The 18,376-nt window shown below is 37.5% G+C and carries 17 protein-coding genes; all 17 read right to left on the bottom strand.

The genetic code is table 11. From position 1 onward, the window contains the following. Window positions 1-159 precede the first annotated feature (159 nt). The 17 genes from sigG to BANA01_RS03045 all read right to left on the bottom strand — a co-directional run bounded on the left by sigG (window position 160) and on the right by BANA01_RS03045 (window position 18,340). On the bottom strand, window positions 160-939 hold the full coding sequence (sigG, locus tag BANA01_RS03125; RefSeq protein ID WP_063251600.1) for an RNA polymerase sporulation sigma factor SigG: 780 nt from the start codon (window positions 937-939) through the stop codon (window positions 160-162). A gap of 169 nt (window positions 940-1,108) precedes the next feature. Beyond that, entirely contained in the window at window positions 1,109-1,828 is a 720-nt protein-coding gene (gene sigE, locus BANA01_RS03120) for an RNA polymerase sporulation sigma factor SigE (RefSeq protein WP_063251599.1), read from the bottom strand. A gap of 44 nt (window positions 1,829-1,872) precedes the next feature. Beyond that, window positions 1,873-2,811, bottom strand: a complete 939-nt coding sequence (gene spoIIGA / locus BANA01_RS03115) for a sigma-E processing peptidase SpoIIGA (protein ID WP_063251598.1) — start codon at window positions 2,809-2,811, stop codon at window positions 1,873-1,875. 237 nt (window positions 2,812-3,048) lie between these two features. Next, on the bottom strand, window positions 3,049-4,182 hold the full coding sequence (gene ftsZ / locus BANA01_RS03110) for a cell division protein FtsZ (protein WP_063251597.1): 1,134 nt from the start codon (window positions 4,180-4,182) through the stop codon (window positions 3,049-3,051). Window positions 4,183-4,224: 42 nt separating this feature from the next. Further along, a complete protein-coding gene (ftsA, locus tag BANA01_RS03105) occupies window positions 4,225-5,511 on the bottom strand; it encodes a cell division protein FtsA (protein WP_063251596.1) in 1,287 nt (428 codons plus the stop codon). Between the two features lie 126 nt (window positions 5,512-5,637). Next, window positions 5,638-6,000, bottom strand: coding sequence for a small basic family protein (locus tag BANA01_RS03100; RefSeq protein ID WP_063251595.1), 363 nt, complete (start codon window positions 5,998-6,000; stop codon window positions 5,638-5,640). Beyond that, entirely contained in the window at window positions 6,000-6,737 is a 738-nt protein-coding gene (locus BANA01_RS03095; RefSeq protein WP_063251594.1) for a DUF881 domain-containing protein, read from the bottom strand. Before BANA01_RS03095 ends, BANA01_RS03100 begins: the two co-directional genes overlap by 1 nt. A gap of 52 nt (window positions 6,738-6,789) precedes the next feature. Beyond that, a complete protein-coding gene (locus BANA01_RS03090; protein ID WP_063251658.1) occupies window positions 6,790-7,497 on the bottom strand; it encodes a DUF881 domain-containing protein in 708 nt (235 codons plus the stop codon). Next, complete coding sequence (locus BANA01_RS03085; protein WP_063251593.1) at window positions 7,478-8,278, bottom strand: cell division protein FtsQ/DivIB; 801 nt, start codon at window positions 8,276-8,278, stop codon at window positions 7,478-7,480. The genes BANA01_RS03090 and BANA01_RS03085 overlap by 20 nt, the downstream gene beginning before the upstream one ends. Window positions 8,279-8,471: 193 nt before the next feature. Further along, complete coding sequence (murB, locus tag BANA01_RS03080) at window positions 8,472-9,380, bottom strand: UDP-N-acetylmuramate dehydrogenase (RefSeq protein WP_063251592.1); 909 nt, start codon at window positions 9,378-9,380, stop codon at window positions 8,472-8,474. Window positions 9,381-9,443: 63 nt separating this feature from the next. Continuing rightward, window positions 9,444-10,547 carry an undecaprenyldiphospho-muramoylpentapeptide beta-N-acetylglucosaminyltransferase gene (gene murG, locus BANA01_RS03075; protein WP_034673101.1) on the bottom strand — a complete coding sequence of 368 codons (1,104 nt, stop codon included), beginning with the start codon at window positions 10,545-10,547 and terminating at the stop codon, window positions 9,444-9,446. Window positions 10,548-10,700: 153 nt separating this feature from the next. Beyond that, entirely contained in the window at window positions 10,701-11,801 is a 1,101-nt protein-coding gene (gene spoVE, locus BANA01_RS03070) for a stage V sporulation protein E (protein WP_034673103.1), read from the bottom strand. Window positions 11,802-11,975: 174 nt separating this feature from the next. After that, a complete protein-coding gene (murD, locus tag BANA01_RS03065) occupies window positions 11,976-13,328 on the bottom strand; it encodes a UDP-N-acetylmuramoyl-L-alanine--D-glutamate ligase (RefSeq protein WP_034673106.1) in 1,353 nt (450 codons plus the stop codon). Beyond that, a complete protein-coding gene (gene mraY / locus BANA01_RS03060; protein ID WP_034673109.1) occupies window positions 13,329-14,303 on the bottom strand; it encodes a phospho-N-acetylmuramoyl-pentapeptide-transferase in 975 nt (324 codons plus the stop codon). A 1-nt stretch (window position 14,304) separates the two neighbouring features. Beyond that, window positions 14,305-14,760: a hypothetical protein gene (locus BANA01_RS03055; RefSeq protein ID WP_052106282.1), complete on the bottom strand. Its 456-nt coding sequence runs from the start codon at window positions 14,758-14,760 to the stop codon at window positions 14,305-14,307. 2 nt (window positions 14,761-14,762) lie between these two features. Next, a complete protein-coding gene (locus tag BANA01_RS03050; protein ID WP_034673111.1) occupies window positions 14,763-16,223 on the bottom strand; it encodes a UDP-N-acetylmuramoyl-L-alanyl-D-glutamate--2,6-diaminopimelate ligase in 1,461 nt (486 codons plus the stop codon). A 197-nt stretch (window positions 16,224-16,420) separates the two neighbouring features. Beyond that, on the bottom strand, window positions 16,421-18,340 hold the full coding sequence (locus tag BANA01_RS03045) for a stage V sporulation protein D (protein WP_034673114.1): 1,920 nt from the start codon (window positions 18,338-18,340) through the stop codon (window positions 16,421-16,423). Window positions 18,341-18,376: the final 36 nt, after the last annotated feature.

Below are 18,376 nucleotides of genomic sequence, written 5' to 3'. Positions count from 1 at the left end.
ATGATTTGTTTGGTTATTTTATCTGTTATTATCATAAAAAATAAAGCTGCCCTTTCTAAGGAGACTGCCAGCATAAAATAAAAAAGGGTGAGCCGCTACTTATAGTAGCGTTCACCCTTTTTACCGTCCCAACTATTTGCAGTTTCCTCTTGGACAGCTTCAGCTTTGGATATTTTTATTCATTTGTTTGATAGCAGCTTTTTCTAAACGTGAGACTTGTGCTTGTGAGATCCCAATTTCGTCAGCTACTTCCATTTGTGTTTTACCTTGGAAGAATCGCTTTCTTAAAATTAACTTTTCCCGCTCATTTAAGCGGCGCATACCTTCTTTTAATGCGATCTCTTCGATCCAGTTGATATCTTTATTTCGTTCATCGCTTAACTGGTCCATCACATAGATAGGATCCCCGCCATCGTTATAAATCGGTTCAAACAGCGATACTGGATCTTGAATAGCATCTAATGCGAAAACTATTTCTTCATGAGGGACTTCTAATACTTTGGCAATCTCCTCAGCAGTTGGTTCCCGTGAAGTTTCACTCATTAATCGTTCTCTTACTTGAAGAGCCTTATAGGCGATATCTCTTAAGGACCTAGAAACGCGAATAGGATTGTTATCGCGCAGGTACCTGCGTATTTCGCCGATAATCATTGGTACGGCATAAGTGGAAAACTTAACGTTTTGACCTAAATCAAAGTTATCAATCGATTTCATAAGTCCAATACAGCCAACCTGAAACAGATCATCAACAAACTCGCCTCGGTTGTTAAACCGCTGAATGACACTTAGAACGAGTCGTAAATTTCCGTTGACGAGTTTTTCTCGTGCTGTAATATCGCCCTCTTGCATTTGCTTGAAGAGTAATCTCATTTCTTCATTTTTTAATACAGGAAGTTTTGATGTATCTACGCCACAAATTTCAACTTTATTTCGAGTCAATCCCTTTTCCCTCCTCATAGGAGTTGCTGTACAAAAAACAGTATTTCCTTGAGCAGGAAAAATATGCACTTGTACTTTTTAAGGGATTGCCCGAGATTGTCGAAAAACACCATTATTTCTTTAGTTTAAAAGGTCTTTTCAGAAAGAAAAAAATTCTTTTTTTGTTATATCAAACCATTTTATTGAATTCTTTCCTTAATCTTTTAATAATTCTTTTTTCCAGGCGTGATATATACGATTGGGAAATACCAAGCATATCGGCTACATCCTTCTGTGTCTTTTCTTCACCATTGGTTAGTCCGAAGCGCAGTTCCATAATTTGTTTTTCCCTATCAGACAATTGGTGTAATGCTTTAGTTAATAATTTTCTATCTACATTTGCTTCTAAATCCTTTGTAATAATATCATCATCTGTTCCTAAAACATCGGATAATAATAATTCATTACCGTCCCAATCGATATTTAACGGTTCATCAAAGGAAACTTCTGATCTGATTTTATTGTTTCTACGCAAATACATCAGGATTTCATTTTCAATACACCTGGAAGCATATGTAGCCAGTTTGATTTTTTTCTCCGGATTAAAGGTATTTACCGCTTTAATTAAACCAATTGTTCCAATACTAATTAAGTCTTCAATATTGATTCCGGTATTTTCAAATTTTCTCGCGATATACACAACAAGTCTAAGGTTGCGTTCTATTAATATCGATCTAGCTGCCTTATCTCCACCTGGAAGCTTATTTAAAAGCAGCTCTTCTTCATCTTTACTTAAAGGAGGCGGTAAGGCTTCGCTGCCGCCAATATAATAAACTTCATCACTTTTTATTCCTAATTTGATTAGTATCTTATACCAGTAGTAGGATAAGCGAAGTCTCCATTTTTTCACGCAAGTTCCTCCTTCTAAAATATGTTTTTCTGAGTATAGTAATATTAGCTTACTTTCACCGAATCATTATGCTTCCTAGGTCCGGTGAGCATTTTTGGATGAACGATGCATTGAAAGGCATCATCAGCAGATAATTGCTGCATAGTAAACGATACGAGACCTTTTTCGCATAAATAATTTTCTCCTTTTGTATTAATAATAATTGTGTCAGGCTTTACAGCAACGATAAGCTGGTGCTCTTGTCCTACCACCCGGCAAGGAACTATCCTAAGCTTATTTTGCCAATCATCCGGAAACTCTTGATTTCCTAGAATCAGAGATTCTGGATCAGCTGCCATTTTTTTTATTGGTTCGGCCATGCCTTCTAGCATATTCCTAATTGAAACAAACATAACAGGAAGTTTTGATAATGGATCATAAAGCTGATTTCCGCTGTCGACTAGACCCTTAAAAGTAAAAGTTTCGTTATTTATTTTTAAGGTGACATTAACAATCTGATCAAATTGAATCTTGGTCATTTCCATGCCCTCTATATTCCGTTTTGAAAAATGCCATGCAATTGGAAAACCTAACAGAACAAAAAGCCAGCTAATTGGATCACCAAACCCAGTAACACTTGCAATCATAACCTTTGTCGACATTTCAGAATCAAATTGGACAAAATAGTGTGCTCCTATTAGTGCTCCTCCAATGAGAAATGTTGTTACATAAAGAGTCATTAAAGCCTTAATGAAAAAGGAAAATCGTTTATAACCAAATACAACTAACACCATAAACACAGAAAATAGCAGTTTTGAAATTGGATGGTTAGAGTAGGTATGTATTGGTGTAAACGACAATACTATGATTAACGAACCAATAAAGCCGCCTGCTATTATCCTCCAAATACGAATTTGTCTTTTTAGAAAAATGGCAGATAGATACAGGAGAAGGCTATCAAATAACAGATTAAGGGCCCAAATAACATCTAAATATACAGACAATCAAGCCTTACCCCCTTTTAATGTCAAAAGCATTTAATAGCTTTATGGATTTACATAAGGGTGTATTACCAATCTTTTCTATTATTCTGTTTAGGAAAAAGTATAACCTACTTTATGGGCTAAAGTGTGTCACTTTCTGTAATCAAAAAAACAGAAATTTTCACTATTAACAACGTATTTTGTCTAATTAAATTTAAACAAAAAAAGCATGGTCCTTTTGGACCATGCCTTTTTGTATTATCTTCTACGATTCCTGTTTCGTAGGAATGTAGGAATATCTAATGTTTCTTCTTGTGCTGCATTGTTTTGACGAACTGGTTCTTGTGGTGCTTCTTCACGCTTTTGTTCCCGCTTTACTGCACTTAGCTGCGGTTTGGCTTGTCCAAATGCTGGACGACTTGCCTTAGGCTGAATCACTTCTTCATTAAAGCCAGTAGCAATAACGGTAACAATAATTTCATCCTTGTGGTTCTCATTGATTACAGATCCAAAAATCATATTTACTTCTTGGTCTGATGCAGTTGCCACAATATCAGCAGCTTCTTGAACTTCATATAAACTCAAGTTACTGCCGCCTGTAATATTCATCAGAACTCCTTGTGCACCATCAATAGATGTTTCTAACAAAGGAGAACTTATCGCCTTTTTAGCTGCTTCAGTTGCACGATTTTCACCTGTTGCCATACCGATTCCCATTAGTGCGGAACCTTTGTTTGACATAATAGTCTTCACATCTGCAAAATCCAAGTTAATAAGACCAGGAACTGCGATTAAGTCTGAAATACCCTGAACCCCTTGTCGAAGAACATTATCTGCTTCACGGAATGCCTCGAGCATTGGGGTACTTTTATCTACTATTTCAAGAAGGCGGTCGTTTGGAATCACAATCAATGTATCCACGGCCTCTTTCATAGCGCCAATACCACCTGCAGCTTGATTTGAACGCTTTTTACCTTCAAATGTAAATGGACGTGTTACAACACCCACTGTTAAGGCACCTAAATCACGGGCGATTTGTGCAATAACAGGAGCAGCCCCTGTACCCGTTCCGCCGCCCATACCTGCAGTAACAAAAACCATATCTGCACCACGTAATGCGTCTTCTAATTGTTCTTTACTCTCTTCTGCCGCTTTCTTACCTACTTCAGGATTAGCCCCTGCACCAAGACCTCTTGTTAATTTTGAGCCAATTTGCATTTTTACCTCTGCTTTTGAAAGGTTTAGTGCCTGTGCATCAGTATTAACAGCGATAAATTCTACTCCTTGAACACCATGTTCGATCATTCGATTTACTGCGTTGTTTCCACCGCCGCCAACCCCAATTACTTTTATTGTAGCAAGAGAATCTAAATTTGTATCAAACTCTAACATGACAAATCCTCCTAATTCGTCGATAATCCTTTTCGTGTCTGTCTATTCGAAAAAGAGACCAAGGAATTTTTTTACTTTTGATGACATCTTATCTTCCGGATGTTTTTCTGGTTTTGCTTTTGGCTGTTGTTGTTGTTTTTGAACTTTCTTCTCGATTGGTTCAGTAACAGGTGCTGAAGCGACGGGTGTTCCACCTGGTAATCTAGCATTCTTGTAAGCATATTTAATCAAACCAACCGCAGTTGTATACTGAGGTTCTCTTACTCCAATATAGTTGGGAACGGCTTTTCGAACTGGACTTTGGAAAATCGTTTGAGCTAGTTCTAATATGCCTTGCATATTTGCAGTACCACCTGTGAATACAAACCCTCCAGGTAAGTCATTGATACCTAATCGTTTCAGTTCATGCGCAATCAATTCAAAAATTTCTTCCATTCTAGCTTCTATAATTTCAGAAACATATAATTGATTAAATTGTTGATGCTGGTCGCTTCCTATGATTGGAACACTAAAGAACTCGTCTTCTGAAGCGTCATCGTAAAAAGCATGTCCATATTTCACTTTAATTTTTTCAGCGTCCTCGGTTGAAGTGTGTAATACCTTAGAAAGGTCATTTGTAATGAGGTCTCCGCCAACTGGTATTACACTTGTGGCAGCCAAGAATCCTCCTTCAAAATAAGCTATGGTAGTGGAACCGCCGCCTAGGTCGATTAAAGCAACGCCTAGGTTTTTCTCATCCTTTGAAAGTGCGTACTCTCCAGCTGCAAGCGGCTGTAGAATGATATCGGTAATTTCTAAACCTGCACGCTCGACGCAGCGCAGCGTATTCGTTATGATAGCGTTGGAACCTGTAATAAGAGTTCCTTCAACTTCCAAACGGACACCAATCATACCACATGGGTTATTAATTTCATCCTTGCCATCAAGGATAAATTGTTTACGGATAACCCCAATAATTTCTCTATCCTGAGAGATCGATACAACTTGTGCCTCGTCTATAACACGTCTCACATCTTCATTCGTGATTTCACGATTCTGACTGGAAACTCCTACAATTCCACGACATGGTTCAAGAGCAACCTGATTGCCAGAAATCCCAACAATCACTTGTCTTATTTCCATTCCTATCATTCTTTCAGCTTCTTCAATAGCACGTTTAATAGAATGAACGGTATCATTGATGTCAATGATAGATCCCTTACGAAGTCCTTCAGACTTTACATTTCCAACACCAATTATATTTATCGAGTCGTTGACAATTTCACCAATGATTACTTTTACACTGGATGTACCGATGTCAAGACTTACATATATTTCATTGCTGTTCATTCTTTGGCACCTCCTTAGCATTCCTTCAGTCGAACAACAATTCTATTTCATAAGATTTAATATACAAGTACATACCTATATCTTATAAAATTATTCGTCACAACTAAATAATTCCCTTTAAAAAAATCAATTTTTTTCTAATTTTTCTTTTGACTTTGACCATTTTGTCAATAATATTCGCCTAATTACTGCAATATTTTGAAATAGGCGGACACCAAAGGCAAAAACAGCTGCTAAATACAAGTCTACACCAAGATGAACGCCTAGAAAAGCTAAACTTGCGGCAAGTAAAATATTAAAAAAGAATCCAGAAACGAATACTTTTTCGTCATAAATATTTTGAAGGTGCGCCCTTATTCCTCCGAATAATGTATCTAGAGCTGCCAAAACTGCAATAGACAGATAATTTGAGTACTCTTCAGGAATCCTAATATCTGTTAATAAACCTAGAAGGATTCCGACTATTAATCCTAATAACGGAAGCCACATTATGTATTCCCTCCTTCATTCGCCTTCAATGACTCTAAATATCGAATCCGGATAGGATTATCATATGCAGGAAAGGTAATTTCAGGATTTGGCTCCGAAATAGTCAATTTTAGGTTTTCAATGAAGAACTCTTCCGTAGCCTTCGATACTTTCATTTGATTGTATAACTTTTCTGCAGTTTCTATATTATCAACGCCTACCTTAATCTCAATCGGCAAGCTTGATAATGAATGGCCATCAATTTTTGTCTCATTGTTAATGTCCCTAATGACAGTGGTATTGATAATACGCTGACCATCAACGGATACAAATTTAGCGTCATACATATTCAATTCATTTAATAATCTTTTTAGAAGTTCAGGTGACACAACCGTTGATATATCTGCCCCAATTTGAATTTCCTCGATTATTGGTTCAATATTTACTATTAATCCAGGAGCTGTTATTTTAGTCATTCCTGCCTCAATCTTCAATTCTTGAATCGTATCGCGTAATGCCTGTTCCTTACTCTGCTTTTGCTTCGATTCATAGGCAAGTAATTTTTCTTCAATTGAACGAATTTCTGTTAATAACTCGGACTGCAATTCTTTTTCCTGAAGTATAGCCTCACGAAGCTGCCATATATCACGAGTATCTCGTTCAACAGGTTTTTTAACCGTTTGAAATTGTATCGCAATCATAAAACCTATTACTGCAGAAATAGCAATAAAACTAAAATTTTTTTTTAGCTTGTCCACTTTTTTCACCTAACCTTTAATTTTGATCTTCACGTGGACATATTCGAATGATTTATGACTGTCCTAAAATTGGATTTAGGACAATTTCGCTCTTTTCTTCTAATGTAAATACAATATTATCGTTAACAAGTTGATCTTTCACCCCACCTGTAAGGTTCAAGGCCGCAGCTAATACATCAGGGTCACCAATTGCAGTAATCACAAATGGCGCTGGATGTTGAATGCCATCTACCGTAATGACGGGTCCGTTACATATAATATAAGAATGGCTTGTTAATCTCTGACCATTAATCGCAATAGCTGCTGCACCTGAGATATAAAGCTCATTAATTACTTTAAATACATGGTGTTCATGTACTAAATAGTTATTAATATTTTCTTCTTCCGGGTCGTAAGCACCATCTGAAAGCTGGACGCTTACCCCCTGTCCCTTAACCTTAACCTTGCCTAGGAACATCCGGTATTTTTCTGCGTCTTCAGCAAGAGTTGAATAGACTACAGCTTCTTTTGATAGATCTTTTTCGTTCGCTAGAACCTTATCTTGTTTTTGGTTTAATTCCTTTTGTAACTTACGATTTAGTTCTTCTAATTCTATAAGCTGATTTCTAAGATCAATCGTCTTTTCCCATTGTTCACTAGTTAAATTAGTATTTTTTTTATTTAATTCTTTTTGGGTAAAATGATAGGAAAATGCAATCATAAACCCTAGCACAAGGCATACTAGGGATAAAACAACATGCTTACCCTTCACCTTTATCATTTTCAACTTGAGATTCCTCCGATTCGTCCGCTTGCAATTCAAAGGCCTTAAAATAGGAACCTACCTCTAAATCAATAATACCCTTAATATTCGGATCTAATTGGCTTATGATTGAAGGATAATGCACCATTTTTTCCGAAAAGCTTCGTAGTGTCGCACTGACTTCAAAACCATCATTCATAAATAATGAAATATGATACTGGTCCGTTTTTTTCGGAGTATAGTGAATTTCAGAGATAGCATTCAGAACCTCAACCGGAAGTTCATCAAGTGCGGTAACCATTTCTTTAAGAATGGCACCCTCATTAAATTTAAAAAGGATTGGTGCATTAACAGGAATTTCAGTAACTTCCCTATCCTTAAGAACTTTTCCGTTTTCCATTACAGGGTAATAGGCGTCATCAGACTCTACATAGGCAATTTTATTGCGTTCTTCAATCTCAATTATTACTGTGTTTGGCAACTTGATGGACACTTCTGCTTTTTTAATTACATTCATTTTTCGTAGAGTTGATGAAATCGTATCTTTTTTCACACTCCAAATGTTTGTATGTTTAGATATCTTTGTTATTTCAATAATCTCATCTGTTGACAGCAATTCATTTCCTTTTATAGTAATCTTTTTTACATGACTTAATGGTGACTGTACATATGCGACAACGGCAATCATAGTAAAGAACAAAAATAGAAGAATAATAAGCCTTCTATTAGCTTTACGCCGTCTTTGCTCTTTAAGTTTTGGAATTCGATCCTCAAGAGCGACAATCTTACCTTTATCCATACACTTCCCTCCATTAAGAATAACGCTTAGCATGTCTAAAAAGATAACCCATTAATACTATAAGAATTTCTGAGCCTATAAAAGCGAAACAACGGCACGAAAAATCATGCCGTCATTCATTTTCTCAGTTTTTTTCCATATTTATAATGTGTAATTATATCACAAGTTTTGACATTGGTACGACTATTTCTTTTTACCCGCGTCCAATAATTTCTACCTCAGTTTCCATTTTAATTCCATATGAGGTTAGTATTGTTTCTTTTATATATTGAATTAAATCGAGAACATCCTTAGCTGTCGCATTACCAGCATTAACAATAAAATTCCCATGCATTTCCGATATTTTCGCACCGCCGATTTGGTACCCTTTTAATCCTGCGTCTTCAATAAGTTTTCCTGCATAATTCGGCAGTGGATTCCGGAAAATACTTCCAGCACATGGGAAATTCCATGGCTGCGTTTCTTTACGGTAATCTTTGTTTTTTTGCATTTGTGAGACAATCGAAGTCCTATCACCTTTGGTGAGTTGGAATTCTGCTTCTAAAACGATACCGGGACGCTTCTTTTGAAGGACTGATGTCCTATAAGTAAACTCCATTTCATCGTTAGATATCCATTCCATGGATCCGTCTTCAAACAAGATGTGTGCCTTGGTTAATATCTTACTAATATCTGAACCATGTGCTCCAGCATTCATATATACTGCTCCGCCGACAGACCCAGGGATACCGCTGGCAAATTCAAGTCCTGATAATCCCTTTTTTGATATCAAGGTAGATAAACTTACTAACGAATGACCACCGCCTACGGTTATCGTAGAGTCATTTATGGTTAGATGATCTAAACCTGGTCCTAATTTAATTACTACACCCTCAATCCCCTTATCTGAAACGAGTAAATTCGATCCTCTGCCAATTGCTCTCCAAGGAATTTGCCGTTCCTTAAGAAAAGTCATCACTTTTTGAATATCTCCCAAAGAAGCTGGCTCAATAAAAATGTCAGCAGGTCCTCCAATTTTCATAGTCGTGTGCTGGGATAGCAGTTCATTTCTCTTCACTTTGCCAATATTTAATTCTTGAATTTCTGTAAATAATCCGTCCATTCCTATCACCCTATCTTTCAAAACAAACGTATAGTTTTAGTTTATGCTAAAAATCTGTTTGGGCTACTTTTGTTTTTCTAGTACTAGCTGTTTCATAAGTTTATATAGTCTTTCAGCAGAGTCAGGTACCCCTAATTTTTTTGCCTTTGCTTTCATGGTCTGTAAGTACTCCGTATCTAACAAAATTTTATCGATTTGCTGAATAAGACTTTTGTTATTTAAGTCTTTTTCAAGAAGTAATTCTGCTGCACCATGATCACTCAGTGAGCGAGCATTTTTTTCTTGATGGTTATTTGTCACATATGGACTTGGGACAAGAATACTAGGAATACCTAATGAAGTAATCTCAGCAAGAGTTGTTGCTCCAGCTCGTGAAACAACTAAGTCAATTCCAGATAAAACCTCAGGCATATTATGAATGAAGGGCTTAATGACCACATTTTTCGGATTTCCCACGAGTTCTACTTCGTTTTGCACATCTTTAAAATGAACATCACCTGTAACATATAGTACTTGATAAGGCTTTTCTCCAAATTCAGATAAAGACTTAACAACCGCATCATTTATCGGTCTAGCACCACGGCTGCCTCCAAAAATTAGTACTGCAGGCATGGTCGTACTCAATCCTGCAGATAACCTTCCTCTAATTCCATCTTTTCCATTCACTTCTGATGCTCGAGGATTCCCGGTAAACACTACTTTTTCCTTTGGAAAATATTCTTTTGCCTCTTCGAAGCAAATCGCAACTTTGTTTACGTATCTACTTAAAAATTTGTTTGTCAGCCCTGGTACACTATTCTGCTCATGGACAATCGTTGGGATATTTAATTTTGCAGCTGCATACACAACAGGACCACAGACATAACCACCAGTTCCAATTACAATATCAGGTTTAAATTCTTTTAACATTTTTTTACTGTCGCTAACACCTTTTAAAAATCTTAAAACCGTTTTGATATTATCTAAGGATAATTTTCTTTTGAATCCAGTAATATGAATCGATTTAAAAGGTATCTTTTCCCGAGGAACAATTGTACTTTCTAACCCGTTCTTTGTCCCTATGTATAAAAACTCAGCATTTTTGTTTTCTTTTTGTATTTCCCTAATGAGAGCAAGAGCTGGATAAATATGTCCTCCAGTCCCACCGCCGCTTACTACTATTTTCATATGTCCACCCCAAATATAAAAATGCTTTAAGTTAATTTCTTATCCTATCTTACTATAAAATTAACAGAAGTTAAGGTTTGCAAAAAGAATGTTATCTAATTGTAAACTAACGAAGAAATAAATAAAAAGAACCCTGCCTAAAAACAGGGTAAGTTAGTATCGTGAATAACGGCTAATATTTAAAAGTACTCCTATTGCCATCAACATCAATGTTAAGGAAGAACCGCCATAACTTAAAAACGGCAGAGTGATTCCAGTAACCGGCATTAAACCGGTGACAACACCGATGTTAATCATTACTTGAATCGCGACCATTGATATAATACCAACCGCCAAAAAGCTGCCATATAAATCCGGTGCACCAAGGGCAATACGTATTCCCCTCCACAACAACAATGCGAATAAGAGAATGATAAAAGAGCCTCCAATAAAGCCTAATTCTTCAGACAAAATCGCAAATATAAAATCTGTTTGCGGTTCAGGTAAGTAAAAGAACTTCTGTCTGCTTTCACCGAGACCTAGACCAAATAATCCACCAGGTCCAATTGCATATAGCGATTGAATAATTTGAAATCCACTGCCTAAGGGGTCCTGCCAAGGGTCTAGGAATGATGTTATCCTTTTCATCCTATATGGCGCTGAAGCAACCAAACCAACAAATCCTGCTACACCTACTAAACCTAATAAAGCAAAATGACCTACCCGAGCCCCTGCAATGAAGATCATGACCACACATGTTCCAATCATTACTGTTCCTGTACCTAAATCAGGCTGAAGCATAATAAGTGCAAATGCTACAAAAGCAAGACCTAATGAAGGAACCAGCCCTTGGCGAAAAGAGGTTATCAGTTTCTGCCTCTCTGAGAGAAACTTTGCTAAAAAGGCAATCATAGCAAGTTTCATAAACTCAGATGGCTGAATGGAAAAGGCTCCTACACCAATCCAGCTTCGCGAGCCATTTCTGACATTTCCAACACCTGGGATGAGTACTAGTATAAGTAATACAAAGCAGGTTATTAAAATGACCTTTGACCACTCTCTCCAAGTCCAATAATTAATATTCATAATAAAAAACATGGCAGCAATCCCCACACCGGCAAAAAGTGTTTGTCTTTTCGCGAAGAAGAAGGAGTCTTCGAATTTATACTCCGCCCAAACTGCACTCGCACTATAAACCATAATAAGTCCTACAGCTAATAGTGTAAATGTAACAATAATTAATATAAAATCAGGAGTTGTTCTTTTTGTCGGCACACCTAACACCTCGAGTAGCAAGTTTTAGGGTTTCCAATGGTGTCCAGCTCCAGCGACTAGGAGCTCTCAGGTCTAAGCCAATCCAACGAGAAGGTTAAAGAACAACCTTCCCGTTGGATTGGCTTATGCCTGTCGCTCCTGAACAAGTCGCTTCCGCTTTTCGTTGGACAACCCTTACTTAAGCTTATGCACCGCTTCGATAAAAATGTCTCCCCTGACTTCAAAACTTTTATATTGATCCCAGCTCGCACATGCAGGAGATAACAAAATAACGTCGCCTGGCTCTGAATACTGAAAAGCAACAGGCACGGCCTTTTCAACATTATCGACAGTGTTAATTTGTTTTATTCCTGCTTCTATCCCAACCCGCTCAATTTTAGATGATGTTTGACCAAAAGTAATTAATGCTTTTACATTTTTTAAATATGGGATTAGTTCATCAAATTCATTTCCACGATCAAGTCCGCCTGCCAACAAGATGATTGGATTTTTAAATGCCTTTAAAGCAGGTATAGTAGCAAGTATATTGGTTGCTTTTGAGTCGTTATAAAACTTCCTCTCAGCAATTTCTGTAACGTACTGAAGACGATGCTTAACACCAGTAAACGTTCTAAGTACTTCCTGAATGGCTTCATTACTAACACCTGTTAACTTAGCCGCTGCCATTGCGGATAAGATATTTTCTAAATTATGGACCCCCGGCAGGGCAATATCATCAACCAACATAACTTTCTCATCCTTAAAATAAATCCATCCATCACTTATATAAGCTCCCTCTTTTAGAGTTTGCTTCGTTGAAAAAGGAATGCCGGCGGCTTGGGAATGTTCAGCGATTTCCCGCACTTCCTGCTGGTCTGCATTAAAAATAAAGTAGTCTTCTGCAGTTTGGTTTTTTGTAATATTTGCTTTTGCTTTAATATATTCAGCTCTTGTTCCATGATAATCCAAATGTGCGTCATAAAGATTTGTAATGATCGCTATCTTAGGTTTAAAGGTTTCGATACCCATTAATTGAAAGGATGATAATTCAATCACGATATTATTTTCTGGGGTTGCTTCTTCTGCAACACCAGAGGCTACCGTACCAATATTTCCGGCTATTAGCGGTCTCTTCTTACCTTCATTCAACATTTCAAAAATAAGCGTTGTCGTCGTTGTTTTTCCATTTGTTCCTGTTATCCCGATGAAAGGTGCTTCTGATATTTGGTAAGCAAGTTCAACCTCTGTTAATACAGGAATCCCTTTCTCCAGCGCTCCTTCAATGATGGGGTTTTGGTAAGGAATACCCGGATTTTTTACGATTAGTTCGAATCCCTCATCCAGAAGTTCTACAGGGTGTTCACCACAAATAACTTTAATACCTTGTTCTAATAACCCTTGAGCTTCAGGATTTTCTGATAAAGGCTTTTTATCATTTACGGTTACAAACGCACCAAGCTTATGTAAGAGCGCTGCAGCGGTTACCCCGCTTTTTGCTAATCCAAGAACAAGTATTTTTTTATGGAGATACGTATTTATCTGCTTCAATTATAACCACACCTCAATATAGATACCTAGTATCGCTAATATTAATCCAACACTCCAAAAAGTGACAACAACCTTCCATTCTGACCAGCCTATGAGCTCGTAATGATGATGAAGCGGGCTCATCCTGAATATTCTTTTACCCGTTGTTTTAAAAGAGATAACCTGTAAAATAACTGATAATGTTTCAATGACAAATACTCCGCCGATTATGACTAACAATAACTCTAACTTAGTTAGAATAGCAATGGTCGCGATTGCACCTCCAAGTGCCAGCGAACCAGTGTCACCCATAAACACCTTTGCAGGATGGGCATTAAAAACAAGGAATCCTAAGACTGCCCCTGCTACAGCAACCGAGAAAATCGCCACTTCCATTTGCGATTGGTTCCAGGCTAAGACAGCATAGGCACCAAATGCAATGGCAGCTGTACCTGAAACTAATCCGTCCAATCCATCTGTTAGATTGACTGCATTCGAGAAACCTACAAGCCAAAAGACGATGAATAATACATAAAACCAGCCAAGTTCAATGGAATAATTACTTCCAGGAACGGAAATTTCCGTAGGAAACCCATTTTGTTTGTAAACAAGATAAAATATAACGGAAATGATAATTTGCCCTAACAGCTTTTGTCTCGAGGTTAATCCTAGATTACGCTTTAGTGCCACTTTGATAAAATCATCTAAAAATCCGAGTAATCCAAAACCAAAAGTCACCAGAATAAGTAAGTAAGTTTTAACAGTTGGTTCGGAAAATTTCCCGGTCATTACTAGAGTAGTAATAATAATAGAGAATAATATCATAATTCCACCCATCGTTGGTGTACCTGTTTTTACTTGATGGGATTTGGGTCCTTCTTCCCGGATGCTTTGTCCAAATTTCAACCTTCTTAAGAAGGGAATAAAAATAGGAGAAAGCAGCACTGTAATCAGAAAACCCATTAAAATTGTGAAAAATATAACTTGCTCCAGCATTTTATCCCCTCCTCTCAAAATCATCTTTTCGATTTATATTCGATATCCTATCCAACATTACAGCTATATCATATGTTTCTTTATTTTCTTTGAGACGTTTTTTATTCAAAAATACGAAATTAGTTATATCCATTTTCTCTGCCTTTTCTCCGTCCATTTTTTCAATATAAAATTGTAATAGTTCTCTAACAGCTTCAATTGGCTGGTCAGTAAAAAAGATTGGAAAGTGATTGGGAGTGTATTTAGGCAGCTGTTTCTTGTTATCCCAAATCGCTGCAATCGCACCGTTGGCAATAGCATCTAATAGTTCGCCCGAATCCTCAGTTAACGGTATGAATAACCCTCTCGTCTGCACTGCCTTTGCATCGTCTGTTACCGTGATATAAAAATGACCCGCTTCTTTGATACCCCTTATATTAGAGAATAACTTTACTAAATCATTAAACGCTAAATACATTTCTATCTCCTTTCGATAGCCTCCCGAGCAACCAATCGGTCATCAAAATCATAAACATTACTGCCAATAATCTGATATGTTTCGTGACCTTTACCAGCAATCAAGATTACATCACCCGCAGAGGCTTGGTTGATTGCCGTTATAATGGCCTCTTTTCTATCTGGAGTGGTGATGTAACGTTTTCCAAGGACGCCTTCTTCCATATCTTTTAAAATCGATATAGGATCCTCGCTCCTTGGGTTATCTGAGGTAAATATAGGATTTGTAGCATAACGACAAGCAATCTCTGCCATTAATGGTCTCTTCGTTTTATCCCTGTCTCCACCGCATCCCACTATGACAAAAATCTTTTTTTCTGCAAAACTTTGTATCGTTTTCAATACATTTTCTAAACTATCAGGTGTATGAGCATAATCCACAATGACAGTATAGTTTTGACCTGCATTTACTAACTCAAATCTACCGTCTACTCCCTTAACACTCTCGATTGACTCGATAATTTTTTCCATCGGAATTCCAGAAACATACGCAGTTGCAATACTAGCCAGGACATTATAAATACTAAATTTGCCAATTAATTGAATGTTAATGGAATAACTCTTCTCTTTTATTACTATTTCAAAGGAAGTCCCCGCAGAAGTCATCTGAATATTTCTTGCATGAAAATCAGCATTATTATCAATTCCATACGTATAACAATGAGCTGCTGTCGATTTTCGGTACAAATCAGAAGCGGCATCATCTGCATTTAAAATAGCAAATTTCGGTTTATTAGCATCGAATGTGTTGCCCAGCTGAGAAAATAATAAACTCTTAGCCTGCCTATAGTCTTCCATTGTTTTATGGTAATCCAAATGATCTTGGGTGAGGTTTGTAAATACGGCTATATCGTAGTCACAGCCATGGACTCTTCCCAAATGTAAGGCATGCGATGAAACCTCCATAATCGCTGTATCGACGCCCTTTTCAAGCATTTGCTTGAAACCTTTTTGCAGGACAAGACTTTCAGGAGTTGTATTTTTAGTTTCAAACTTCTGGTCACCAATTTTTGTATACATAGTTCCAATTAAACCAGTGCATCGATTAACATCAGAAAAAATTTTTTCAATTAAATGACTTGTGGTTGTCTTTCCATTTGTCCCAGTTATTCCGATTAAATGCAGTTTTTTGGTTGGATGTTGATAGAAGGCATCGGCCAGTACTGCCATTGCTCTTGTTGTATCATTAACGATTATTACCGGTACTGATAGTGGAAGTTCCCGCTCAGCTAATACCGCCACTGCACCGCTTTTTACAGCTGATTCCGCAAAATCATGACCGTCAACCGTATATCCTTTAATACAAATAAATAAGCTTCCCATTTGCACCTTTCGATTGTCATTCTCGATCGAAGTGATTTCTGGATTTGTTCCTTGATATGGAACGAGAAGGTGCAAATGTTGAAGTAAGTCATGTAGTTTCATATATATTCAAATCCTCTCTTGCCTTTAGAAAGTTACCATTTTTCACACAAAATATTTACCTTATAAAAGATTCACCTTATTTTACAGCAAAACACAGTAGAATGCCATTATACTTGAGATTCTACTTCATTTTTTTCAAAAGAACAGGCGGCGGAAATCATTCCGGCCGCCTGACACAAATTGAATTAACTATTCCTCTATTCTTCTTTATCAAAATAAAGTCTAATAGTTGATCCTTCTTTAACCTTTGAACCAGCTTCAGGGGACTGTCTTACCACAAAATTGCCTTCACCGCTTGCATCAATTTTAAGATTCAACAATTGTTCTGTGATTTCTAATTTGGTTAAACCCGTTAAATCAGGCAGGGTAATTAAAGGCTTATCAGGCCATTTGATTTCTTTTTCAATTTGATCTTTTCTAGGTTCTACTCCCAACGCCATTAGCCCATCTTTCATAATACTCCCGACTATTGGAGCGGCAACAGTTCCACCGAAAATAAGTCCGCCTTTTGGATTATCCACCGCAACATACACTATGATTTGTGGGTCATCTGCCGGGGCAAACCCCATAAATGAAACGATAAAGTTATTTTCTAAATATCTTCCGTTTTGAGCTTTTTGAGCGGTTCCCGTCTTACCGCCAATTCGATAGGAATCAACAAATGCCCTAAATCCTGAACCTTGAGCAACTACAGTCTCAAGAGCATGACGGATTTCTTTTGAGGTTTCCTCAGATATTACTTTTCTCTTTGCAATCGGAGTATTTCTCATAACTACTTCCTTCGTCACTGGATCTATTAACTCTTGGGCAATATACGGCTTATAGAGAGTTCCTCCGTTTACCGCTGCTGCAACTGCTGCAACTTGTTGAATAGGAGTTACCGATACCCCTTGACCAAATGCAGTGGTCGCTAATTCAACAGGACCCACTCGATTTAAGTTAAACAATATCCCTGAGCCTTCGCCCGCTAAATCTATCCCAGTTTTTTGTCCAAAACCAAAGTCCTTTATATATTTAAACAAAGTATCCTTACCTAATCTTTGCCCTAATTCTACAAAACCAGGGTTACAAGAATTCTGCACGACCTCAAGGAAGGATTGACTTCCATGGCCGCCTCTTTTCCAGCATTTCAGTCTTGCTCCTGCAACTTCTACGGAACCTGAATCATGAAAATGTTCTTTTTCTAGATTAACTTTACCTTCCTGTAATGCTGCTGCCAGGGTGATAATCTTAAAGGTCGACCCAGGCTCATAGCTTGACCATACAGGAAGGTTTCGATTGTACACCTCTTGTGGAACGTTCCGAAAATTAGCTGGATCAAAGGTTGGACGACTGGACATTCCTAAGATTTTCCCATTATTCGGATCCATTGCAATTGCGATGATTCCATCTGGGTTATAAGTTGCCTCTGCAATATCAAGCTCTCTCTCAATAATGGTTTGAATTTTTGTATCGATTGTAAGCTTTAAATCAAGACCATCCACTGGCTTTTCATAATCGTCAGCCATGTCATTCATTCTTTCACCTTTAGCATTTGCATAAAACTTAACAGAGCCTCTTTCACCGCTCAGCTCTTTATCGTAATAGAGCTCTAATCCCATTAATCCTTGGTTGTCCACTCCAGAAAATCCCAGAACATGAGAAAGATAGCTTCCAAATGGATAATGCCTTTTTGAGTCTTCTCCTATATATATCCCTTCAAGACCCAAAGACCTGATTTCTTTTGCTTTTTCATGTGAGATTTTTCTACCTTCTTTTATCCTCACAATGGATTCGCCCTGGGTAATCTGCCGGTATGCATTTTCTTTTGGTATATTTAATACTGCCGCCAGTTTTTCAGAAGTAGCTGCTGGGTCCTTAACCTGTCTCGGTATTACATATACAGTCGGAGCACTAATATTTGTTGCTAATGGTACTCCATTACGGTCTATAATCTCGCCTCGCTTTGGTTCAAATGGAATATTTCTGCTCCATGAACCCTTTGCTTGACCAGTCAACTTATCACCTAGAACAAACTGCACATAACCAAGCCGGACATCAATGATTAAAAAGATAAGAATTCCTACGAACATTGCAATCATTAACCTTTTACGGACAGTTACATTTGAAACACGCATAAAATGAACGAGCCTCCTTTATCCTACTCGTTCATT

This window comes from Neobacillus niacini NBRC 15566 (genome assembly GCF_001591505.1).
Lineage (GTDB): Bacteria > Bacillota > Bacilli > Bacillales > Cytobacillaceae > Neobacillus > Neobacillus niacini.
Note: the sequence above shows the minus strand (reverse complement) of the source record. Positions and strands in the feature narration are given on the sequence as shown.